Origin of the sequence: Leuconostoc citreum (assembly GCF_004354555.1) — a bacterium.
In the GTDB taxonomy this organism is placed as follows: domain Bacteria; phylum Bacillota; class Bacilli; order Lactobacillales; family Lactobacillaceae; genus Leuconostoc; species Leuconostoc citreum.
In genome coordinates this window covers 614,243-632,145 of record NZ_PUFH01000005.1, presented here as the reverse complement: position 1 = coordinate 632,145, position 17,903 = coordinate 614,243, and the positions used below count along the sequence as shown (strand labels likewise).

Annotated in this window: 21 protein-coding genes; 20 read left to right on the top strand and 1 reads right to left on the bottom strand. The window is 40.0% G+C overall.

Annotated features, from left to right (window positions below; all coding sequences use genetic code 11):
- The first annotated feature begins 10 nt into the window (after nucleotides 1-10).
- The 7 genes from rsgA (at nucleotide 11) to C5L21_RS07440 (ending at nucleotide 5,106) form a co-directional block, all read left to right on the top strand.
- On the top strand, nucleotides 11-916 hold the full coding sequence (gene rsgA, locus C5L21_RS07470; RefSeq protein WP_085698818.1) for a ribosome small subunit-dependent GTPase A: 906 nt from the start codon (nucleotides 11-13) through the stop codon (nucleotides 914-916).
- 16 nt (nucleotides 917-932) lie between these two features.
- Complete coding sequence (gene rpe, locus C5L21_RS07465; protein WP_085698820.1) at nucleotides 933-1,589, top strand: ribulose-phosphate 3-epimerase; 657 nt, start codon at nucleotides 933-935, stop codon at nucleotides 1,587-1,589.
- Nucleotides 1,589-2,227: a thiamine diphosphokinase gene (locus tag C5L21_RS07460; protein ID WP_004900514.1), complete on the top strand. Its 639-nt coding sequence runs from the start codon at nucleotides 1,589-1,591 to the stop codon at nucleotides 2,225-2,227. Before rpe ends, C5L21_RS07460 begins: the two co-directional genes overlap by 1 nt.
- A 46-nt stretch (nucleotides 2,228-2,273) precedes the next feature.
- On the top strand, nucleotides 2,274-2,588 hold the full coding sequence (trxA, locus tag C5L21_RS07455) for a thioredoxin (protein ID WP_004904273.1): 315 nt from the start codon (nucleotides 2,274-2,276) through the stop codon (nucleotides 2,586-2,588).
- A gap of 88 nt (nucleotides 2,589-2,676) precedes the next feature.
- Entirely contained in the window at nucleotides 2,677-2,877 is a 201-nt protein-coding gene (rpmB, locus tag C5L21_RS07450) for a 50S ribosomal protein L28 (RefSeq protein WP_004900506.1), read from the top strand.
- 164 nt (nucleotides 2,878-3,041) lie between these two features.
- A complete protein-coding gene (locus C5L21_RS07445) occupies nucleotides 3,042-3,401 on the top strand; it encodes an Asp23/Gls24 family envelope stress response protein (protein ID WP_085698822.1) in 360 nt (119 codons plus the stop codon).
- 7 nt (nucleotides 3,402-3,408) lie between these two features.
- Nucleotides 3,409-5,106 carry a DAK2 domain-containing protein gene (locus C5L21_RS07440; RefSeq protein ID WP_004900500.1) on the top strand — a complete coding sequence of 566 codons (1,698 nt, stop codon included), beginning with the start codon at nucleotides 3,409-3,411 and terminating at the stop codon, nucleotides 5,104-5,106.
- A gap of 58 nt (nucleotides 5,107-5,164) precedes the next feature.
- Here C5L21_RS07440 and C5L21_RS07435 read toward each other — a convergent pair whose 3' ends face one another.
- Nucleotides 5,165-5,371 carry a DUF4044 domain-containing protein gene (locus tag C5L21_RS07435; RefSeq protein WP_004900498.1) on the bottom strand — a complete coding sequence of 69 codons (207 nt, stop codon included), beginning with the start codon at nucleotides 5,369-5,371 and terminating at the stop codon, nucleotides 5,165-5,167.
- 158 nt (nucleotides 5,372-5,529) lie between these two features.
- On the opposite strand from C5L21_RS07435, the gene C5L21_RS07430 reads away from it, so the two are divergent.
- The 13 genes from C5L21_RS07430 (at nucleotide 5,530) to C5L21_RS07370 (ending at nucleotide 17,897) form a co-directional block, all read left to right on the top strand.
- Nucleotides 5,530-5,874 carry a hypothetical protein gene (locus tag C5L21_RS07430; RefSeq protein ID WP_004900496.1) on the top strand — a complete coding sequence of 115 codons (345 nt, stop codon included), beginning with the start codon at nucleotides 5,530-5,532 and terminating at the stop codon, nucleotides 5,872-5,874.
- Between the two features lie 153 nt (nucleotides 5,875-6,027).
- Nucleotides 6,028-6,459, top strand: a complete 432-nt coding sequence (gene mraZ, locus C5L21_RS07425; RefSeq protein ID WP_004900495.1) for a division/cell wall cluster transcriptional repressor MraZ — start codon at nucleotides 6,028-6,030, stop codon at nucleotides 6,457-6,459.
- 18 nt (nucleotides 6,460-6,477) lie between these two features.
- The gene (gene rsmH, locus C5L21_RS07420) at nucleotides 6,478-7,419 is read left to right on the top strand and encodes a 16S rRNA (cytosine(1402)-N(4))-methyltransferase RsmH (protein WP_085698824.1); all 942 of its coding nucleotides are present in this window, start codon (nucleotides 6,478-6,480) and stop codon (nucleotides 7,417-7,419) included.
- A gap of 17 nt (nucleotides 7,420-7,436) precedes the next feature.
- Nucleotides 7,437-7,793 carry a cell division protein FtsL gene (gene ftsL / locus C5L21_RS07415; RefSeq protein ID WP_004900487.1) on the top strand — a complete coding sequence of 119 codons (357 nt, stop codon included), beginning with the start codon at nucleotides 7,437-7,439 and terminating at the stop codon, nucleotides 7,791-7,793.
- Between the two features lie 2 nt (nucleotides 7,794-7,795).
- Nucleotides 7,796-9,976 carry a penicillin-binding transpeptidase domain-containing protein gene (locus tag C5L21_RS07410; RefSeq protein ID WP_004904266.1) on the top strand — a complete coding sequence of 727 codons (2,181 nt, stop codon included), beginning with the start codon at nucleotides 7,796-7,798 and terminating at the stop codon, nucleotides 9,974-9,976.
- Nucleotides 9,977-9,986: 10 nt separating this feature from the next.
- Complete coding sequence (gene mraY / locus C5L21_RS07405; RefSeq protein WP_004900482.1) at nucleotides 9,987-10,949, top strand: phospho-N-acetylmuramoyl-pentapeptide-transferase; 963 nt, start codon at nucleotides 9,987-9,989, stop codon at nucleotides 10,947-10,949.
- A gap of 51 nt (nucleotides 10,950-11,000) precedes the next feature.
- Nucleotides 11,001-12,350, top strand: a complete 1,350-nt coding sequence (murD, locus tag C5L21_RS07400) for a UDP-N-acetylmuramoyl-L-alanine--D-glutamate ligase (RefSeq protein WP_004904263.1) — start codon at nucleotides 11,001-11,003, stop codon at nucleotides 12,348-12,350.
- A gap of 1 nt (nucleotide 12,351) precedes the next feature.
- Nucleotides 12,352-13,461, top strand: coding sequence for an undecaprenyldiphospho-muramoylpentapeptide beta-N-acetylglucosaminyltransferase (murG, locus tag C5L21_RS07395; protein ID WP_085698828.1), 1,110 nt, complete (start codon nucleotides 12,352-12,354; stop codon nucleotides 13,459-13,461).
- 31 nt (nucleotides 13,462-13,492) lie between these two features.
- Nucleotides 13,493-14,203, top strand: coding sequence for a cell division protein FtsQ/DivIB (locus C5L21_RS07390; protein WP_186727993.1), 711 nt, complete (start codon nucleotides 13,493-13,495; stop codon nucleotides 14,201-14,203).
- Nucleotides 14,204-14,330: 127 nt separating this feature from the next.
- Nucleotides 14,331-15,704: a cell division protein FtsA gene (gene ftsA / locus C5L21_RS07385; RefSeq protein ID WP_004900473.1), complete on the top strand. Its 1,374-nt coding sequence runs from the start codon at nucleotides 14,331-14,333 to the stop codon at nucleotides 15,702-15,704.
- 21 nt (nucleotides 15,705-15,725) lie between these two features.
- The gene (gene ftsZ / locus C5L21_RS07380; RefSeq protein ID WP_085698834.1) at nucleotides 15,726-17,039 is read left to right on the top strand and encodes a cell division protein FtsZ; all 1,314 of its coding nucleotides are present in this window, start codon (nucleotides 15,726-15,728) and stop codon (nucleotides 17,037-17,039) included.
- Between the two features lie 119 nt (nucleotides 17,040-17,158).
- Complete coding sequence (locus C5L21_RS07375; protein WP_004900466.1) at nucleotides 17,159-17,629, top strand: cell division protein SepF; 471 nt, start codon at nucleotides 17,159-17,161, stop codon at nucleotides 17,627-17,629.
- A gap of 4 nt (nucleotides 17,630-17,633) precedes the next feature.
- Entirely contained in the window at nucleotides 17,634-17,897 is a 264-nt protein-coding gene (locus C5L21_RS07370; RefSeq protein WP_004900463.1) for a YggT family protein, read from the top strand.
- Nucleotides 17,898-17,903: the final 6 nt, after the last annotated feature.

The following is a 17,903-nucleotide window of genomic DNA, read 5'->3' as shown; positions in this document are numbered from 1 at the left end:
CAATAAATATATGGAAAAAGGACGCATTATTCGCTCGTTGAGCGGTTATTATGATATAGAAACAGACAAAGGTAAAATTCAGCGTACGCGGGCGCGTGGGGAATTTAGAAAATCAGGTCAAAAGCCAATTGTGGGTGACTTCGTTGATTTCGAAAGTGAGAATGATGACGGGTTAATTTGGAAAATTTATCCGCGCATCAACGCTTTAGTGAGGCCGCCAATTGCAAATATTGATATTGCTGTGATTGTCACTGCGCTAAAAGAGCCAAATTTTGCTGCGAATTTATTGGACAGACAATTGGTGGCTTTAGAAGCTGCACATGTAAAGCCGGTCATTTATTTTTCAAAAGCTGATTTGTTAACTGACGAGGCTTACGCGGCAATAACAACAATTGCTGAGGACTATCGTCAAATTGGGTATACTGTTCTTTTGCCAGCAAGCAACAATAATGTTGTTGCACGTCAAGCGCTACAAAGCCTTTTGGACGGGCGAGTATCAGTATTTATGGGGCAGACTGGCGCTGGAAAATCGACCCTACTCAACCAATTATCGCCTAAATTAGGTTTAGAGACCGGTATCGTTTCAAAAGCACTGAGCCGTGGTAAACATACTACGCGTCAAGTTACGCTAATTAAAGTTAACGATGCCTTAATTGCTGATACGCCTGGATTTTCATCATACGAGGTATTTGATTTTCCAGCGGAGGCATTAGATGACTACTTTCCAGAATTTGTGGCGGTACGCGATGGCTGTCGTTTTCGTGGTTGCTTACATTTAAATGAGCCTGCTTGTGCTGTGAAAGAAGCCGTCTCTCTTGGCGCAATACCCGAATCACGGTATAATAGTTACAAGGCGTTCTACGAATTAATCAAATCGCAAAAGCCAAAATACAAAACAGATAATCGGAATTTTTAGGAAGAAGGAAACAATAATGTCAGGAATTATTTCACCATCGATTTTGAGCGCGGACTATACTAATTTAGAACGTGATGTTAAGTTAGTTGAAAAGGCCGGTGCTGAATACTTACATATTGATGTCATGGATGGTAGTTTTGTACCTTCAATTTCTTATGGACCAAATTGGGTCAAACAATTACGCCCAGAAACAGATATGATATTGGACGTTCATTTGATGGTTATCAATCCTGAAAAAATTGTTGATGCGTTTGCCGATGCTGGTGCAAATATTATTGGTGTCCATGTTGAGGCGACAGCACATATTCATCGTGCCCTACAAATGATTAAAAATAAAGGGGTTAAGGCTGAGGTTGTAATTAATCCTGGGACACCAGTAACCGCGATTGAACCTGTTTTAGACATGGTTGACCAAGTCCTTGTAATGACGGTTAATCCAGGATTTGGTGGACAAAAGTTTTTGCCATCAACAATTAAAAAGATTGCACAATTAAAAGCGTTGAAAGATGCTATGGGTTATCAATTTGATATAGAAATTGATGGTGGCGTCAATAATGAAACTATTACAGCTGCCTATGAAGCAGGGGCAAATGTTTTTGTAGCCGGTTCATATGTTTATGATAAAGTTGATCCAGCTGCTAAAATTGCAACATTGAAAGCGTTGACAGATTAATGCAAATTAATATCTTGGCGGGTGGTCCCAAGACATTATGGCCAGATAATTTATTTGAAACATCAGGCGACTGGATAGGTGCTGATAGAGGGGCGTGGTGGTTATATCAACACGGTATTCCCATGCAAATGGCAGTGGGGGATTTTGACTCACTGACACCCAGTGAGTATCAAGAATTAACGACTCATCTATCTGCGCATAAGATTGTTCGTGTCAAGGCGGAAAAAGATGAAACGGATACTGAATTAGCATTACTATATGCACAAAAAAAACGACCTGATCACATTACGGTTTTTGGTGCAACAGGTGGCCGTATCGATCACTTGCTGAGTAATCTTTGGCTAATGGCTAACCCAGTATTTAAGGATATCGTTGACAGAGTTACTTTTGTTGATCGCGTGAATCATATAGCCTATGCATTGCCAGGAAATGTTACAGTACATCGGCAACCGGCAATCAAATATCTCGGATTCATGCCTTTAAATCAAGTTGAAAATTTTCATATAATAGATGCTAAGTATCCATTGAGATTAACGAGCAACATCGCCAAAATGTGGTCTTCCAATGAATTTTTAGAAGACACGGTTCATATTAGCTTTGACACAGGCATAATCATGATAACGCAGACAAAAGACTGATATAATCAATAAAGAACAATGTAAGGATTAATAGGAGGTAACAAATATGGTAGTTAAAGCAATTACAGACGCCGAATTTAAGGAAGACACAGCTAAGGGTGTTAGTATTACTGATTTTTGGGCTACTTGGTGTGGCCCATGTCGTATGCAATCACCAGTCTTGGAAGCACTGTCTGAAGAAACAGAACATGTTAATTTTGTTAAGATGGACGTTGATCAGAACCCGGAAACACCTTCTGCATTTAGTATTCGTGCAATCCCAACACTATTAGTACAAAAAGATGGTGAAGTTGTTGAACGCCTAACTGGCTTTCATACAAAAGATCAGTTGGCCAAAGTTTTGGCAAAATACACAAATTAACTTGCCAAAGTATTTAAAATCTGGTAAAATTTACTAATGTTGTAGAAAGAGCTTTTTAAAACTAATGGCTCGAAAAGGAGGGTCGAACATGGCAAAGGATGCTATTACAGGCGCACGCACACGTTTTGGTAACCAACGTTCACACGCGTTGAATTCAAGTCGTCGTAGCTGGAAGCCAAACTTGCAAAAAGTGACTGTTAAGATTAACGGTGCTGCCGCAAAGAAAGTTTACTTGACAGCGCGTACTTTGAAGGCCGGGTTGAAGAACGGTTCTATCGAACGCGTTTAATCAATTATTGTAATTTATTGCAATGACTTGCTTAAGATAAGCATAGTTGACATAAAACGACCACCTTACTGGTGGTTTTTTTATGTTAAAATAGTAGCAGTAAACCTTTAAGGAGGAAATGCAATAATACACTAAATAGTCAGCGTATTATTGTTTTGAATATTATGGCAATCAAAATCAAAGCTAAAAATGGTGACATTACAATTGAAAACGATGTTATCGCAACAATAGTTGGTGGATCGGCCATTGAGAATCCAGGTGTTGTGGGCATGGCATCTAAAGCCGCTTTTCGTGATGGTATGAATCAAATTTTAAATCGTGAAAATTACGCTAAGGGTGTTGTTGTTCATCAAGGAGGCAGCGGGGTTAGTGTTGACGTGTATTTAGTTGCACAGTATGGCACTAAATTATCAGAAATTTCGAAATCGGTTCAAGGAAAAGTGAGATATAATCTTGATGCGCTCTTGGGCATTCACGCAGCTGAAGTTAACGTGATTGTTCAAGGCGTGCGTGTCACAGACTAGGAGTGTCATGAGTAAAATAACAGTGATTACCAATGTTGAGTTTGGTAAAATGATTAATGCGGCTTCAGCTGCGCTTGCGGCTAATGCTGCAAAAATTAACAAATTAAATGTTTTTCCGGTACCAGATGGTGATACTGGTACGAATATGAGCTTATCGATGGCAAGTGGTGCACAGTATGAGCGTGATGCGTTAGATACACATATCGGGGCATTGGCGAAGGCGACCTCAAAGGGCTTGCTTATGGGTGCCCGTGGTAATTCAGGTGTTATTCTGTCACAAATTTTTCGTGGGTTTGCTACTTCAGTTGAAAATAAAGAGACATTAACCGCGCGCGACTTAGCTGATGCATTGATGTCTGGTGCACAAATTGCCTATAAATCAGTGATGAAGCCGACAGAAGGGACAATCCTAACGGTTATTCGTGAAGCTGCTGCAAAAGCTAATCAAGTAGCTAATGAATCAGACGATATTGTTGTTTTGATGCGTGCAGTAGACGAAGCAGCTCAAGTAGCTTTAGCATCGACACCTGACCTATTGCCTGTATTAAAAGAAGTTGGGGTTGTGGATTCTGGTGGGCAGGGCCTTGTTTTTGTTTTGAATGCTTTCTACCAAGTTTTAAGTGGCGAATTTAACGAAGATGAGCTCAAAACGCCTGATAATGCTGAGTTAGACCAAATGGTCAAAGAACTTCATGCTGGGGCTCAAGCAAATGTTAATCTTGATCCTAATGATATTGCCTATGGCTACTGTACTGAAGTTATGGTACAAATTGGCAAAGGGACGACCTATGATCATGAGTTTGATTACGACACATTTTATAATCATTTAGCTGAATTAGGTGACTCACTTCTGGTTATCAACGATGACGAGATTGTGAAGGTACACGTTCATACTGAAAACCCTGGTGAAGTTATTAGTTGGGGCACGCATTTTGGCTCACTTGTTAAAGTGAAAGTTGATAATATGCGTGACCAACAACAGGCCGTGATTGATGCGCAACGTGCTGAAGAAGCCCAAGTCGCTAAAATAGCGATGACGCAAAAACAAGTTGATACAGCTGTTATTACTATTGCTGCCGGCGATGGTATTGCAGCGTTGTTTAAAAGTTTAGGTGTCCAAACTGTGATATCTGGCGGACAAACTATGAATCCAGCAACGTCAGACCTCGTGGATGCTATCAATGCCAGTGATGCTAAACAAGTTATTATTTTGCCTAACAATTCAAATATTTTTATGGCTGCAGAACAAGCCGTTGATTTGGTGGACATTCCTGCACAAGTAGTGAAAACGCGGACTATTCAACAAGGCCTAACAGCAATGATGGGTTATAATCCAGAAGCTAAGTTGGATGATAATGTACGTGAGATGGCAGCTATGATGACTGAGGTTAAGTCTTTACAGGTCACACAAGCTGTACGCGATACCATGTTAGACGGTGTCGAGATTCATCATGGTGATTGGATGGGTATTATCGATGGTGATATTGCTGTTGTGTCTAAGAAATTACAGGATACAGCCATTGAATCAGTTGCCAAAATGTTGGATTCAGATTCAGAAATAGTAACAATTATCGTTGGTGAAGGCACTAAATTAAAAGATGCTGATAGATTAAAAAAAGCCATTGAGGCACTTGATGATGACCTAGAAATCGAAGTTCATGAAGGGAAGCAACCTTTGTATCCATTTTTGATTTCAGTTGAATAAATGAAACATGACAAAAAGGAAGTCGCAGATCATCTGCGACTTCCTTTTTGTCATGTTATTAGAACCAGCCTAATGCGTTGGCAGCGGCATAAAAAATACCACCAACCATTAAGACGACCATAAACCATGACATGACAAGTGTCATCTTTTCAATGCGTGTTCGTGATTTCTGTTCGTACTTGGGCATACGATGTTGATTCAGCTTTGCATCAATTTCGGCTTGTAATTTTGCGTTACCAGCTGATTGATTCATTTTTTCTGCCATAATTCACCTCGACATTATTTTCAAAGGTAAGTTTAACATAGTTTTAGCTCGGCATGCAATAATATCCTATATATCGCGTTAGGTTAGCTTTTGAAACTTGTTTTTTAAAGCGGGTTCAGGTATGGTTATTAGGATAAAGAAATAAATGAGGTAAAGTAATGCATTGGTGGACTTGGCCAATTTTGGCAATCGGGTTAATAATTCTAACAATTGTTATTTGTCGTTGGTTGCGTATACCGCAACGATACCGTATACAAGTGATTGATATTTTGGTTGTGCCGATGTGGTATATTGTGCATGAAACTATGGGTTCGCGTTTTGGTACAAGTTATGTATTATGGTTTTTACTCATTTGGTGGTTTGTGGGTGCTATATTGGCTTGGTTCTTGATGTCTAATGGCTGGTCTTTTAGAAGTTTTTGGCGTAAATATTGGGTATGGACTGGTTTATTAGCCTGTGTGTTATTAATCATTGTGACAATATTGGGTTTTGTATACCACTAATCCCCACTTATAAAAAGCACTGTTATCTATTAGATAACAGTGCTTTTTAGTGTCTTGAAATTTACTAAAATATGACAAATTGATAATTAGGTGGAGGGAAATGGGGAAATGTGGTAAATTAATAGTATAGAATTTTTAATGGAGGTGGTCCCGATGTTCATGGGCGAATATTCACATACGCTCGATGTCAAGGGGCGACTTATAATTCCGGCGAAATTTCGAAACCAATTAGGCGAAAAATTTATCGTAACACGTTGGATGGAGCATGCATTACGTGCTATGCCAATGCCTGTTTGGGAAAAATTAGAACAACAACTCAATCAATTACCATTAGGAAAAAAAGAAGCACGTCAATTTAAGCGTTTTGTTATGGCTGGTGCGATGGAAGCTGAAATTGACAAACAGGGACGTATCATTATCCCATCTAATTTAAAAACGTATGCTGGACTGGCAAAAAATGTGATTGTTACAGGATCGGGCGACTCATTTGAAATTTGGAGCGATGAGAATTGGCAATCATATACAGCTGAGACTGCTGAAAATTTTGATGACATTGCCGAAGGACTTGTGGACTTTGATTTCTAAACAAAAGGACGGATGTTAATGGCTGAATTTGAACATGTCACAGTATTATTGCACGAAGCAGTAGCTTTATTAGCTATAAATCCCACTGGCACATATGTTGATGCAACATTGGGCGGTGGTGGCCATACAGGTGAAATATTAAAACAATTGACTACTGGGAAATTGTACAGTTTTGACCAAGATGATACCGCAATTAAGTACAATCAAACGCGTTATGCGGATGAGATTGCTGCAGGTAAATTAATCTTAATACATCAAAATTTTCGACAATTAAAGGTTGCATTAGCAGAACAACATGTAACAGCTGTTGACGGCATTGTTTATGATTTAGGCGTTAGTTCGGTACAATTTGATGATGGTCAACGTGGTTTTAGTTATAACTATGATGCTGAATTAGACATGAGAATGGATCAACGTCAAACGTTAACGGCCAAGACTATTGTTAATGATTGGCCCTTTAATGATATATTGCGTGTCCTGAGTCGCTATGGTGAAGATCGCTTTCCAAAACAGGTGGCACGGAAAATTGAGCAGCATCGTGATAAAGGACCCATCAATACAACATTTGAGCTTGTTGATATTATCAAAGAGGCGATTCCTGCACCGGCCCGTCGTAAGGGCGGACATCCAGCAAAACGCACATTTCAGGCTTTGCGTGTCGCTGTGAATGACGAACTGGGTGCATTAGAGGATTCATTGACGCAAGCGTTAGAGTTGTTAGCACCCAGTGGTCGCATTAGTGTGATTACTTTCCAGTCACTGGAAGATCGGCTTGTTAAACAAATGTTTCGGGAAAAAACAAGTATGCCTGACTTGCCAGCAGGCTTACCAGTATTGCCCGGGCAATTTGAACCAGATTATAAGTTATTAACGCGTAAACCAGTTTTGCCAAGTGAAACTGAAATGACTGATAACCATCGGTCAGAATCAGCAAAGTTACGTGGTATTGAACGACAATAAGAGTTAGGAGCTGTCGCATGGCACAGAATGCATATCAATATACAACATCAGCAGAAGCAATTCCCTTTGCACCATCTCAGACACGTGTTAAATATAAGGCAGCACGTTGGACAAGACGTGAACGATTAATGGTGACGTTTGTTTCTGCAGTTATTATGATACTAATGATTGGTGTTGTGTTTTCAAGTATGCAAGCAAATGCGGCACGTACAAACGCAGCAACAATGCAATCAAAAATAGATGCAACAAAAGAATCAAATGATGCCTTGCGTAGCGATATCCAGAGTAAGACAAGCAAGAAAAATCTAGATGAGGTCGCCAAAAAGTATAATATGACGTTATCAAATAATAATGTCAGAAATATTAATCAATAATTATGAGAAATAAAGTGAGACGGATACCAAATAAAAGAGTCACAAAAAATGCCAAGATTTTTGGCGGTGTATTGTTGGGTGCAATGACCATCGTGATTCTTGGACTTGGCGTGCGTCTTTTTATTATTGCTGGTGGTTCAGTTGATGGCCATAACTTAAATGATGCCACACGCCAAGCCTTTATGGCTAAACAGATAGTACCGGCTAGCCGTGGTAAAATTTATGATGCTACTGGGCAAGTTTTGGCCGAAAATACAACAGTTTATGATATGTATGCGGTGTTGGACAAGAAAGCAACGCGTGTGAAAGATGCTAAGACTGGTAAATATGTGGCTGGTTCAGGTCATGTTGTTGATAAAGAAGCAACAGCTGATAAGTTAAGTCAAGTGATTAATATGAGTAAAGAAGATATTTTAAAGCGACTAGATAAAAAAGCTTATCAAGTTGAATTTATCTCAGACAAAGCACAAGCTAGTAAAAACCTTAGCATTGAACAATACAAGAAAATACAGGCGTTTAATTTACCAGGCATTAATTTCACACCACATCCATCACGTGTTTACCCTGAAGACAGTACAGCTTCTCATTTAATTGGTACAATGAAAACAGATGAAGATGCTAAAACAGGTCAACCAACACAATATGGTTTTATGGGAATAGAGGCAGCAGAAAACAGTGTCTTATCTGGTAAAAATGGTGTGAAGAAGTATGATGGCCAGACGGAAAATATACAAGATAGTAAAACAGTTGAAAATGGGCACGACGTCTACTTAACATTGGATTCTGGCCTGCAAAATACCTTAGAGACACGTATGTCAGAATTGTTTGACAAAACAAAGGCTGACTCTGCTGTGGGTGTGTTAATGGAAGCTAAGACAGGTCGCATTGTTGCTGCGACGCAGCGCCCTAATTTTAATGCAAATGACAAGCCGGTGGCGCCCAAGCTTTGGGCGAATTTATTAGATCAAAATCCTTTTGAGCCTGGTTCGACAATGAAAGGCATTACTTTAGCTGCTGCCATTGAAACTGGTAAGTGGCGGCCAGAGGATACCTATCAATCAGGGACGTTGTTGATTGATGGCAAAAAAGTGGTTGATGCGTTTGGTCAAGACCAAGGCATGTTAACCTACCGTGAAGGTTTTTGGCGTTCATCTAACGTCGCCTTTGCACGTGTAGAGCAGCAACTAGGACCGACAGTTTGGCGTAATTATTTGGAAAAGTTTAGATTTTTACAGTCAACAAATTCTGGATTGAATGGCGAGCAATCTGGTGGTATTTCATTTACTTATCCAATTGATCAAGCCAACACGGCCTATGGTCAAGGGATTAGTGTGACACCCCTGCAAATGATACAGGCTTACTCAGCCATTGCTAATAATGGTCAAGAAGTGAAGCCATACTTTGTGGATAAGGTTGTTAATGCTAGTACTGGTGCGGTTATTAAGCAAAATAAAACTGAAAACGTTGCTAAACCTATTAAAGCCAGTACAGCTGAACAAGTACGGCAATATATGATTGATGTTGTCAACCAGCCAACGGGAACGGCAAAAGAATTTGATTTGCGACCTTATGGCTATCAGATTGCTGCTAAGACTGGTACTGCACAAGTGGCTGAGCATGGTCAGTATCTACAAGGGCTAAATAATGCGATTCACTCAGTCATGGTGTTGGCACCTGAAAAAAATCCTAAGTACATTTTTTATTTGGCTGTTAAGCAACCAAAGGTCTTCCCAGATCCAACAATTCAGACAACAATGAATAAGGTTTTTCAGCCATTAATGCTACAAGCTTTAAATGATAGCGATAGTGCGATAAAATCAAAGACAACGAAACAGACTGTACCAAATGTCATGGGGCAGTCAATCAAGCAGGCATCTGATGATTTAACAAAGGCTGGCTTCAGAGTAGCTGTTGTGGGTAGTAACGGAAAAGTGACGGAACAATCGTTGTTACCACAGCAAAAGTCATTAACCAATCAATTAGTGATTCTAACTGCCAAAGGTAACACGCATCTGCCCGATATGACTGGTTGGAGTTTAACTGATGCACAGGCATTTGCTCATGCGGCTGGTTTTGACTTAACTTGGTCTGGGTCGGGATATGTGACAAGACAATTGACCCCCAAAGATCAACTCGTTGTGGGCAATAGCAAGGTTGCAATTGAATTAAAAGAGAAGCAATAGGGAGAGAAAAATGTCTGATAATTTATGGGCACTAGCACGAGCGTTTATTATTACTGTGGTTTTCATGCCATTCTTAATTAAATTTTTGAAACAATCCAAAGAACAAGCGGTTATTCGAAAATTGGGACCTGATCACCAGTCAAAAGCTGGCACACCAAGTATGGGTGGTCTCTTGTTTGTTTTAGCTGCAGCGATTAGTGCGTTTATTGGTGGCGCTGCATATCATGGCATGTCTGGTGTTGTTGCTATGATTATTCCTGTATTTGCATTAGTCGCTTATGCTATTATAGGCGGCATTGACGACGCATTGAAACTCATTAATCATGCTGATGATGGGTTTGCCTTTAAGCCCAAACTCCTAGCACAAACCTTAAGTGCAGTAGTTATTATGTTAATCATGTGGCTGTTAGGAGTGCCGTTTACGCTCTATATTCCCATGATTGGAACAATTAATTTAGGGCTTTTCTACTTTGTTTTCCTGTGGTTTTGGTTAGTTGGCTGGTCAAATGCAACCAATTTAACCGATGGGTTAGATGGTTTGCTTGCAGGTAATAGTGTGGTTGTATATGCCGCTTATACAGTTATTGCCATGCATATGCATAACCATATCATTGTTTTATTTAATTTTTCAATTATTGGTGGTTTGTTAGGTTTCTTAATCTTTAATCGACCAAAAGCAAAAATTTTCATGGGTGATACGGGATCGTTGGCTCTGGGTGCTGGTTTAGCTATTGAATCAATTTTGCTTGGGGTACCATTTTCGTTGATCTGGTTTGGTTTGATATTTGTGATTGAGACACTATCAGTGATTATCCAAACAGTCGGTTATCATTTTTGGCATAAAAGAATTTTCCCTATGGCGCCAATCCATCATTCATTTGAGAAGTTTGGTTGGAGCGAATGGCAAATTGATTTGCTATTTTGGATTGTTTCATCAATCTTGGCTGTAGCCGGTATATTCTACATGAATTAACAAGCGATGTATGTCGCGTACATATTAAATTTTTAAGAAATCAGGTTAATGATGAAAATACAAGATTTTAAAAATAAAAAAGTGATGGTATTTGGTTGGGCACGCTCAGGTAAAGCTGCTGCGCAACGTTTAGTAGAGTTGTCAGCCATTGTGACTGTTGTTAATGGTGGCGCATTTGATACCGACGAGACAATTTATCAAAAGTTGCTAGCAGCAGGCGTAACATTTATCAATCATGATGATGATCAAGCAATAGATAAATCATTTGATTTTTTGGTGAAGAATCCTGGCATTCCATATGAAACGGCAATCGTTAAAAAAGCACTTGGTCTTGATATTCCGGTCTTAACAGAAGTTGAAGTGGCGCTAAGTTCGTTTGATGGACGACTCATTGCTGTGACGGGATCAAATGGCAAAACCACAACGACGTCTTTGATACGTGACATGCTAAAGGCAAGTGGACAAACAGTCACAACTGCAGGTAATATTGGCACGCCTGTCAGTGAAGTTGTTGGTCCATTAACTAGCCAAGATACCTTATTACTCGAGTTGTCTAGCTTTCAATTAATGGGCTTACCAGATATTAAACCTGATATTGCACTCATTACCAATATATTTGCTAACCATCTGGATTATCATGGCGATCGGGCACATTACGTTGCTGCCAAATATCAAATTACAAAAAATCAAACAGCAAATCAAAAGTTAATTCTAAATGCGGATGGCGCTGACACCCCAGACTTTGCTGCCAAAACACAAGCACAAGTCGTCTTGTTTTCACGAGATAATTCCTCTGATATGGCATGGACCGATGGCCACGATTTAATTATTGAAGGAGAACATGTTATGCCACTAACAGCAATTAAGTTAGTTGGACCACATAACTTAGAAAATATTTTGGCAGCTATCACCGTCTCTAAAATAGCTGGGGTCACTAATGAGGCTATTAAGTCAGTACTTGAAGTGTTTGGCGGGGTGCCACATCGGTTACAATACCTTTTGACTGAAAATGGGGTTAGATATTATAACGATTCGAAGGCCACTGATATAGAAGCGACACAAACAGCGCTAGATAGTTTTCACGAACCAACAATTTGGTTGGCGGGTGGGCTAGACCGTGGTGACGACTTAACACGATTAATACCAAACTTATCGCATGTTAAGCTAGTCATTGCATTTGGTGAAACGCAACAAAAAGTTGTTGCCATAGCACGTCAAGCACATAAGCCAGTTATTACAGTTACAAGTGTTAAAGAAGCGGTGCCAGTTGCCATCAGTAGTTCTTCAGCTGGAGATGTTGTTTTGCTTTCGCCAGCGGCGGCGAGTTGGGACCAATATCCCAACTTTGAAGTCCGCGGTGATGAATTTGTCAATGAATTGAAAGAAAATTTGGGGGTATAATATGCGTGTTATTTTATCTGGTGGTGGTACAGGTGGTCACATTTATCCAGCACTTGCTTTGGCAGAGGTTATTAAGCAGCATGAACCAGATGCAGAATTTTTGTATGTTGGCTCAGAACGTGGCGTAGAAGCTAATATTGTACCAAAAACGGGAATGGCATTTAAGCAACTTGCAGTTCAGGGTTTTAGTCGATCACTTTCTTTACATAATATTAAAACTGTGCAACTATTCCTGAAAGCGGTCAAAGTATCTAAAAAAATTATTAAAGAGTTTAAACCAGATGTTGTCATTGGCACAGGCGGCTATGTTGCTGGGGCGGTTGTCTATGCTGCACAGCGCATGAATATTCCGACAGTCATTCATGAACAGAACTCTGTTGCAGGTGTAACAAATAAATTTTTAGCACGTGGTGCCACAAAAATCGGTGTGGCCTTCGAAGTTGCCAAGCAACAATTTCCGAGTGAAAAAGTCGTTTTGGTTGGTAACCCAAGAGCACAGCAGGTTGCGCAGTTAAAGTCAACATTTTCATGGCAGACAATTGGCTTGCGGGATGATAAAGCAACGGTACTTATATTTGGTGGGTCTCAAGGGGCGCCAGCCATTAATCTAGCCGTTATCGATGCTATACCAGAATTTAATGAACGTAGCTATCAAGTTGTTATTGTGACTGGACCAAAACGTTACGATAATGTGCTAGATTTATTGCGTGAGAGAAACATTGAGGCCGCTGATAATATTCGTATATTGCCTTATATTGATAATATGCCGAATGTATTAAAGCAAACAGACGCCATTGTATCTCGTGCCGGGGCAACGTCAATTGCTGAAATTACAGCATTGGGAATTCCTTCAATATTAATACCGAGTCTACATGTGACAGGTGATCATCAAACTAAAAATGCACAAAGCTTAGTAGATGTTGGTGCTGCAATTAACATTAATGAATCTGATTTGAATGGACAGAGTTTGATTGCGGCGGTTGACACATTGTTATTAGATGAAAATGTGAGTGATAAGATGGCCGCTCAGGCAACAAAAGTTGGTATGCCAGATGCGGGTGAGCGCTTGTATCAATTAATTTTACAGGCGATGGCTAATAAGAAAGATTAGTGAATTGAATGTTGAACAGTTTAACAACAGAATAATGACTCGGCGACCAAGACAGTTATGGCTTAGTCTCGTTATTTTTGCCATTTTGATTATAGGGACGTTGGCAATCATTCGGCCTTGGCAATCTATTAAACAAGTGACTGTTAACGCCATGGAATTGCCAGACAAAAAGGTGCAGACATACGCGCAAGTCATGGTGGGCACACCTTATTGGCAAGTGGCTGGGCAAACGCAATTTATTGCTGAGCGTCTAGTAAAAAGCAGTGATAAAATTGATTCTGCGCAAGTGAAGCAGCAAGGTACCCATGTGACCATTAAAGTGATCGAAAAAGTAACCGCTGGATATATTCAGAAAAAAGGACAATGGTATCTTATTGATCGCAATGGGTATTTAACAACAATTGGACAACCAAAAGGGGATGCGCCAATTTATGCTGGTTTTCGAACACAGACAGCACTGCAAGAAGTGGCAACGCAATTTGTCACTTTGGAATTGACGTTGCGCCAAAATATAAGTCAGATTACTTTTTCACCAGTCAAAGACAATGCAAAACGATTAGTTATTGTCATGGATGATGGCAACACAGTCTATGCGACACAGGATACTTTTGGCAAGAAGATTAGTTTTTATCCAGGTATTGCCGCCCAGATGCCAGATAAAGGCATTGTTGATTTACAGTTTGGCGCCTATTCATATAAGTATGGGACCAATGCGCAAAAAGATGATAACAAAAAGAAATAATATGTATTAAAAAGTCATAAAATGAAAGCAAATGAAACCAGCTAATTGGTAGCGGGAAGTGCGTCATTTATGATATTATTATTATTAGGTATAATTTATTAAAAAAAATTGTAAAGGGGCACGACGCATGAATAACTCAGGCGTGACAGTTGGTTTAGACATTGGCACAACATCGATTAAAGTTGTCATTGCACAAACAACTGGCAACCAATTCAATGTGATTGGCGCAGGTAATGCACCTTCTCGTGGTTTGCATAAGGGTGTAATTGTTGATATTGATGCAACAGCCGGTGCAATTCGTGAAGCCATTGATCAAGCACAAGAAAAAGCTAATTTTCAAATTAATGAAGTCGTTGCTGGTGTGCCAGCAAACCAAATTGAAATGTTACATGTTGATGGACTCGTTTCCATTGCAAATCAAAATAAACGTATTACGTATGAAGATGTGCAGCACGTTGCACAACAAGCATTGTCAAATAGCTTGCCCTCAGATCGTGATGTAATAGATTTAATCGCTGAAGAATTTAGTGTTGACGGTTTTGATGGTATTAAAGATCCCCACGAAATGATTGGTGTTCGCCTTGAAATGCACGGAACTGCTTACCTTGGGCCAACTAAAATACTAGATAATACACGTATGGCGATCCAAAAAGCTGGCTTGACATTGCGAGAATTCGTGTTGGCTCCATTAGCTGTTGGGACAAGTATCTTAAACGATGGCGAGCAAGACTTTGGCACAGTATTGATTGATTTGGGTGGCGGTCAAACTACTACTTCAATTATTCACGATCGCAAACTGAAATTTAATAGTGTTGACTTAGAGGGTGGTGACAACGTCACAAAAGACATTTCAACTGTATTAAGTACCTCTTATGCCAATGCCGAAAAGCTAAAGCGCGATTATGGGTTTGCTGACCCAACGCAAACAAACGTTAAAAATGAATTTGCAGTTGAAGTTGTTGGTGATGCAACACCTAGAACCGCAAATGAACATTATCTTTCAGAAATTATTGCAGCTCGGCTAGAACAAATTTTTACTAGGGCATTTGAACCATTGAATACTGTAAATGGCTTAAATATGCCTGGTGGCTTTGTTCTTACTGGTGGAAATGCTGCATTACCCCGTATGGTTGATTTTGCAAAAACAATTTTGGGCGAAAATGTGCGTTTATTTGTACCAGATCAAATTGGCTTAAGACATCCATCTTATACTAGAGCAATGGCTTATGCGATGTTTGCATCACGTGAAAGTATGACACAACAAGTGATTAAGCAAGTGATTATGGCACGACATGATGACACAAGTTATGTACAGCCAACGTCACAAGTTACAAGTCAGGCTCCTGTGACTTATATCGAGACTTCCGAGTCAAATACACAAGCACAAGGTTTTGATGAGTATCACTATAATAGTAATCAAGGTAATCAAATAGAGCAGCCTAAAAAAGGTTTCTTTGGGCGCTGGATGCAGACAATTAAAAATTTATTTAGAGAAGACTAGTATAGTTTAAGGAGACAACTCATGGATTTTTCAATTGATGACGCCCAACAAGCAGGCGCAATCATTAAAGTTATCGGTGTTGGTGGCGGCGGTTCTAATGCTGTCAATCACATGATTGAAGAAGGGGTTAACGGTGTTGAATTCATCGTTGCTAATACAGATGTACAGGCTTTGGACAAATCAAAAGCCGACGTTAAAATTCAAATTGGTCCCAAGTTAACTGGTGGTTTGGGTGCTGGTTCTAATCCTGAACGTGGTACAAAAGCCGCAGAAGAAAGTGCCGAAGATATTGCCTCTGCACTTTCAGGCGCAGATATGGTTGTTATCACTGCTGGTATGGGTGGTGGTACTGGAAACGGCGCTGCACCCGTTGTGGCACGTATTGCCAAAGAGCAAGGGGCATTGACAGTTGCCGTTGTAACACGACCATTTAAATGGGAAGGACCAAAGCGCGGTCGTTTTGCAGCTGAAGGGCTCCAAGCACTATCAGAATCAGTTGATTCACTAATTGTTATCACGAACGAACGTTTGAAAGATCGTATTGATTTACGCACACCACTATCAGAAGCCTTTAAGGTCGTTGATGAAGTCGTGGCACAAGGTGTTCGTGGTATTTCAGAATTAATTACTAATCCAGGGTTCATTAATCTGGACTTTGCTGACGTTAAAACAGTTATGCAAGATGCCGGCCCTGCATTAATGGGTGTTGGTCAAGCTAGCGGTGAAACACGTGCTGCTGATGCAACAAAACAGGCAATTTCATCACCATTATTAGAAGTTGATATGTCGGGTGCAGAAGACGTTTTGCTCAACATTACTGGTGGCTTGGACATGTCTTTGTTTGAAGCACAAACAGCTTCTGAAGTTATTGCTCAAGAGGCCGGTCGTGAAGTCAATGTTATTTTTGGTACATCGATTGATGAAAATCTTGAAGATTCAATCCGCGTAACGGTTATTGCAACTGGCCTTCAAAACATTACAAGTGATGGCACGCAAAAGAAGGGGGCTAACCCTAAAGCTAACGCAGCTAGCGTTTTCGGTAATGCGGCTAACACTGATAACAAGACATCAACTTCGGCGCCACAGTCGTCAGTGTTTGAAAAGCCAGCTACGGAGCAGACTAGTCAACTAGTACAACCAACACAAAAAGATCCATTTGCTGATTGGAATATCAGTGGTGCTTCGAAGGATGCTTTTGCAGAAGATAATCGTTTTGACGGTGTGCAAAAGCAGTCATTTGATGTATTCAATACCCCTACATCAAATACTTCATCCGTTGATTTCTCAAGTACAGATGATGATAATGAACAACCACCATTCTTTAAAAAACGTTAAAAAAGGAATCGTGAATTGGTGCAACTAATCATGAATCGTGTCAACTAAGACTAGCGCCTTGATTGCGTTTGAACTATTGGCCACATGACAAGCCCCAGTTGCGTGTTTAAGGAGAAAACATGGCAGTAGTCGACACAATTAAGCGTCTATTTAGTAATGAAGAAGACGATTTATATGAAAAAAATTATGGCAGTACAGCATATCAAGAGCAACCTCAGCCACAGCAGACAGCACAGCGTCAATCGCAACAACAAACAGCGTCTTATTTTGCTGGTCGACAAACAGTGCAACAGTCTGCTATGACGGATCCAAATAATGCAAATAGCAAGATTGCCTTATTTGAACCGAAAGTTTATTCCGATTCGCGTGCTATTGCATCACAGATTTTAGGTGGAGAAGCCGTCATTGTGAATTTTACACAAATTGATGAAGCGCAAGCCAAGCGAATTTTAGATTTTCTAGGTGGTGCAATTTATGCTGTCAATGGCGAAATCGAACGCATTGGACAATCTATTTTCTTAGTCACGCCAGACACGTTTGAAATTTCGGGTACATTGACTGATAATTTAGAACCAAATACAAGGTACTAAGCCTATGCTGGAAATTTTAGATTGGATTATTCGCATTGCACGTTATTATGAGTATGCAATAATTATTTATGTTTTAATGTCATGGCTACCGGGGGCTCAACAGTCTCCAGTGGGTCGGTGGTTAGGTCGCATTGTGTTACCATATCTTAATTTATTTAGAGTCATACCACCGATAGCCGGTATCATTGATATCTCGCCAATTGTTGCTATATTAGCTTGGAATTTTGCAGTCAGTGGCCTAGCACATCTTATCTTATTGTTGGTCTAGTGCGAC

What these genes read in the sequence shown, in the direction of transcription:
- rsgA (WP_085698818.1), top strand. Translation starts at nt 11, where the DNA reads ATGGAAAAAGGACGCATTATTCGCTCGTTGAGCGGTTATTATGATATA.
- rpe (WP_085698820.1), top strand. Translation starts at nt 933, where the DNA reads ATGTCAGGAATTATTTCACCATCGATTTTGAGCGCGGACTATACTAAT.
- C5L21_RS07460 (WP_004900514.1), top strand. Translation starts at nt 1,589, where the DNA reads ATGCAAATTAATATCTTGGCGGGTGGTCCCAAGACATTATGGCCAGAT.
- trxA (WP_004904273.1), top strand. Translation starts at nt 2,274, where the DNA reads ATGGTAGTTAAAGCAATTACAGACGCCGAATTTAAGGAAGACACAGCT.
- rpmB (WP_004900506.1), top strand. Translation starts at nt 2,677, where the DNA reads ATGGCAAAGGATGCTATTACAGGCGCACGCACACGTTTTGGTAACCAA.
- C5L21_RS07445 (WP_085698822.1), top strand. Translation starts at nt 3,042, where the DNA reads ATGGCAATCAAAATCAAAGCTAAAAATGGTGACATTACAATTGAAAAC.
- C5L21_RS07440 (WP_004900500.1), top strand. Translation starts at nt 3,409, where the DNA reads ATGAGTAAAATAACAGTGATTACCAATGTTGAGTTTGGTAAAATGATT.
- C5L21_RS07435 (WP_004900498.1), bottom strand. Translation starts at nt 5,371, where the DNA reads ATGGCAGAAAAAATGAATCAATCAGCTGGTAACGCAAAATTACAAGCC.
- C5L21_RS07430 (WP_004900496.1), top strand. Translation starts at nt 5,530, where the DNA reads ATGCATTGGTGGACTTGGCCAATTTTGGCAATCGGGTTAATAATTCTA.
- mraZ (WP_004900495.1), top strand. Translation starts at nt 6,028, where the DNA reads ATGTTCATGGGCGAATATTCACATACGCTCGATGTCAAGGGGCGACTT.
- rsmH (WP_085698824.1), top strand. Translation starts at nt 6,478, where the DNA reads ATGGCTGAATTTGAACATGTCACAGTATTATTGCACGAAGCAGTAGCT.
- ftsL (WP_004900487.1), top strand. Translation starts at nt 7,437, where the DNA reads ATGGCACAGAATGCATATCAATATACAACATCAGCAGAAGCAATTCCC.
- C5L21_RS07410 (WP_004904266.1), top strand. Translation starts at nt 7,796, where the DNA reads ATGAGAAATAAAGTGAGACGGATACCAAATAAAAGAGTCACAAAAAAT.
- mraY (WP_004900482.1), top strand. Translation starts at nt 9,987, where the DNA reads ATGTCTGATAATTTATGGGCACTAGCACGAGCGTTTATTATTACTGTG.
- murD (WP_004904263.1), top strand. Translation starts at nt 11,001, where the DNA reads ATGAAAATACAAGATTTTAAAAATAAAAAAGTGATGGTATTTGGTTGG.
- murG (WP_085698828.1), top strand. Translation starts at nt 12,352, where the DNA reads ATGCGTGTTATTTTATCTGGTGGTGGTACAGGTGGTCACATTTATCCA.
- ftsA (WP_004900473.1), top strand. Translation starts at nt 14,331, where the DNA reads ATGAATAACTCAGGCGTGACAGTTGGTTTAGACATTGGCACAACATCG.
- ftsZ (WP_085698834.1), top strand. Translation starts at nt 15,726, where the DNA reads ATGGATTTTTCAATTGATGACGCCCAACAAGCAGGCGCAATCATTAAA.
- C5L21_RS07375 (WP_004900466.1), top strand. Translation starts at nt 17,159, where the DNA reads ATGGCAGTAGTCGACACAATTAAGCGTCTATTTAGTAATGAAGAAGAC.
- C5L21_RS07370 (WP_004900463.1), top strand. Translation starts at nt 17,634, where the DNA reads ATGCTGGAAATTTTAGATTGGATTATTCGCATTGCACGTTATTATGAG.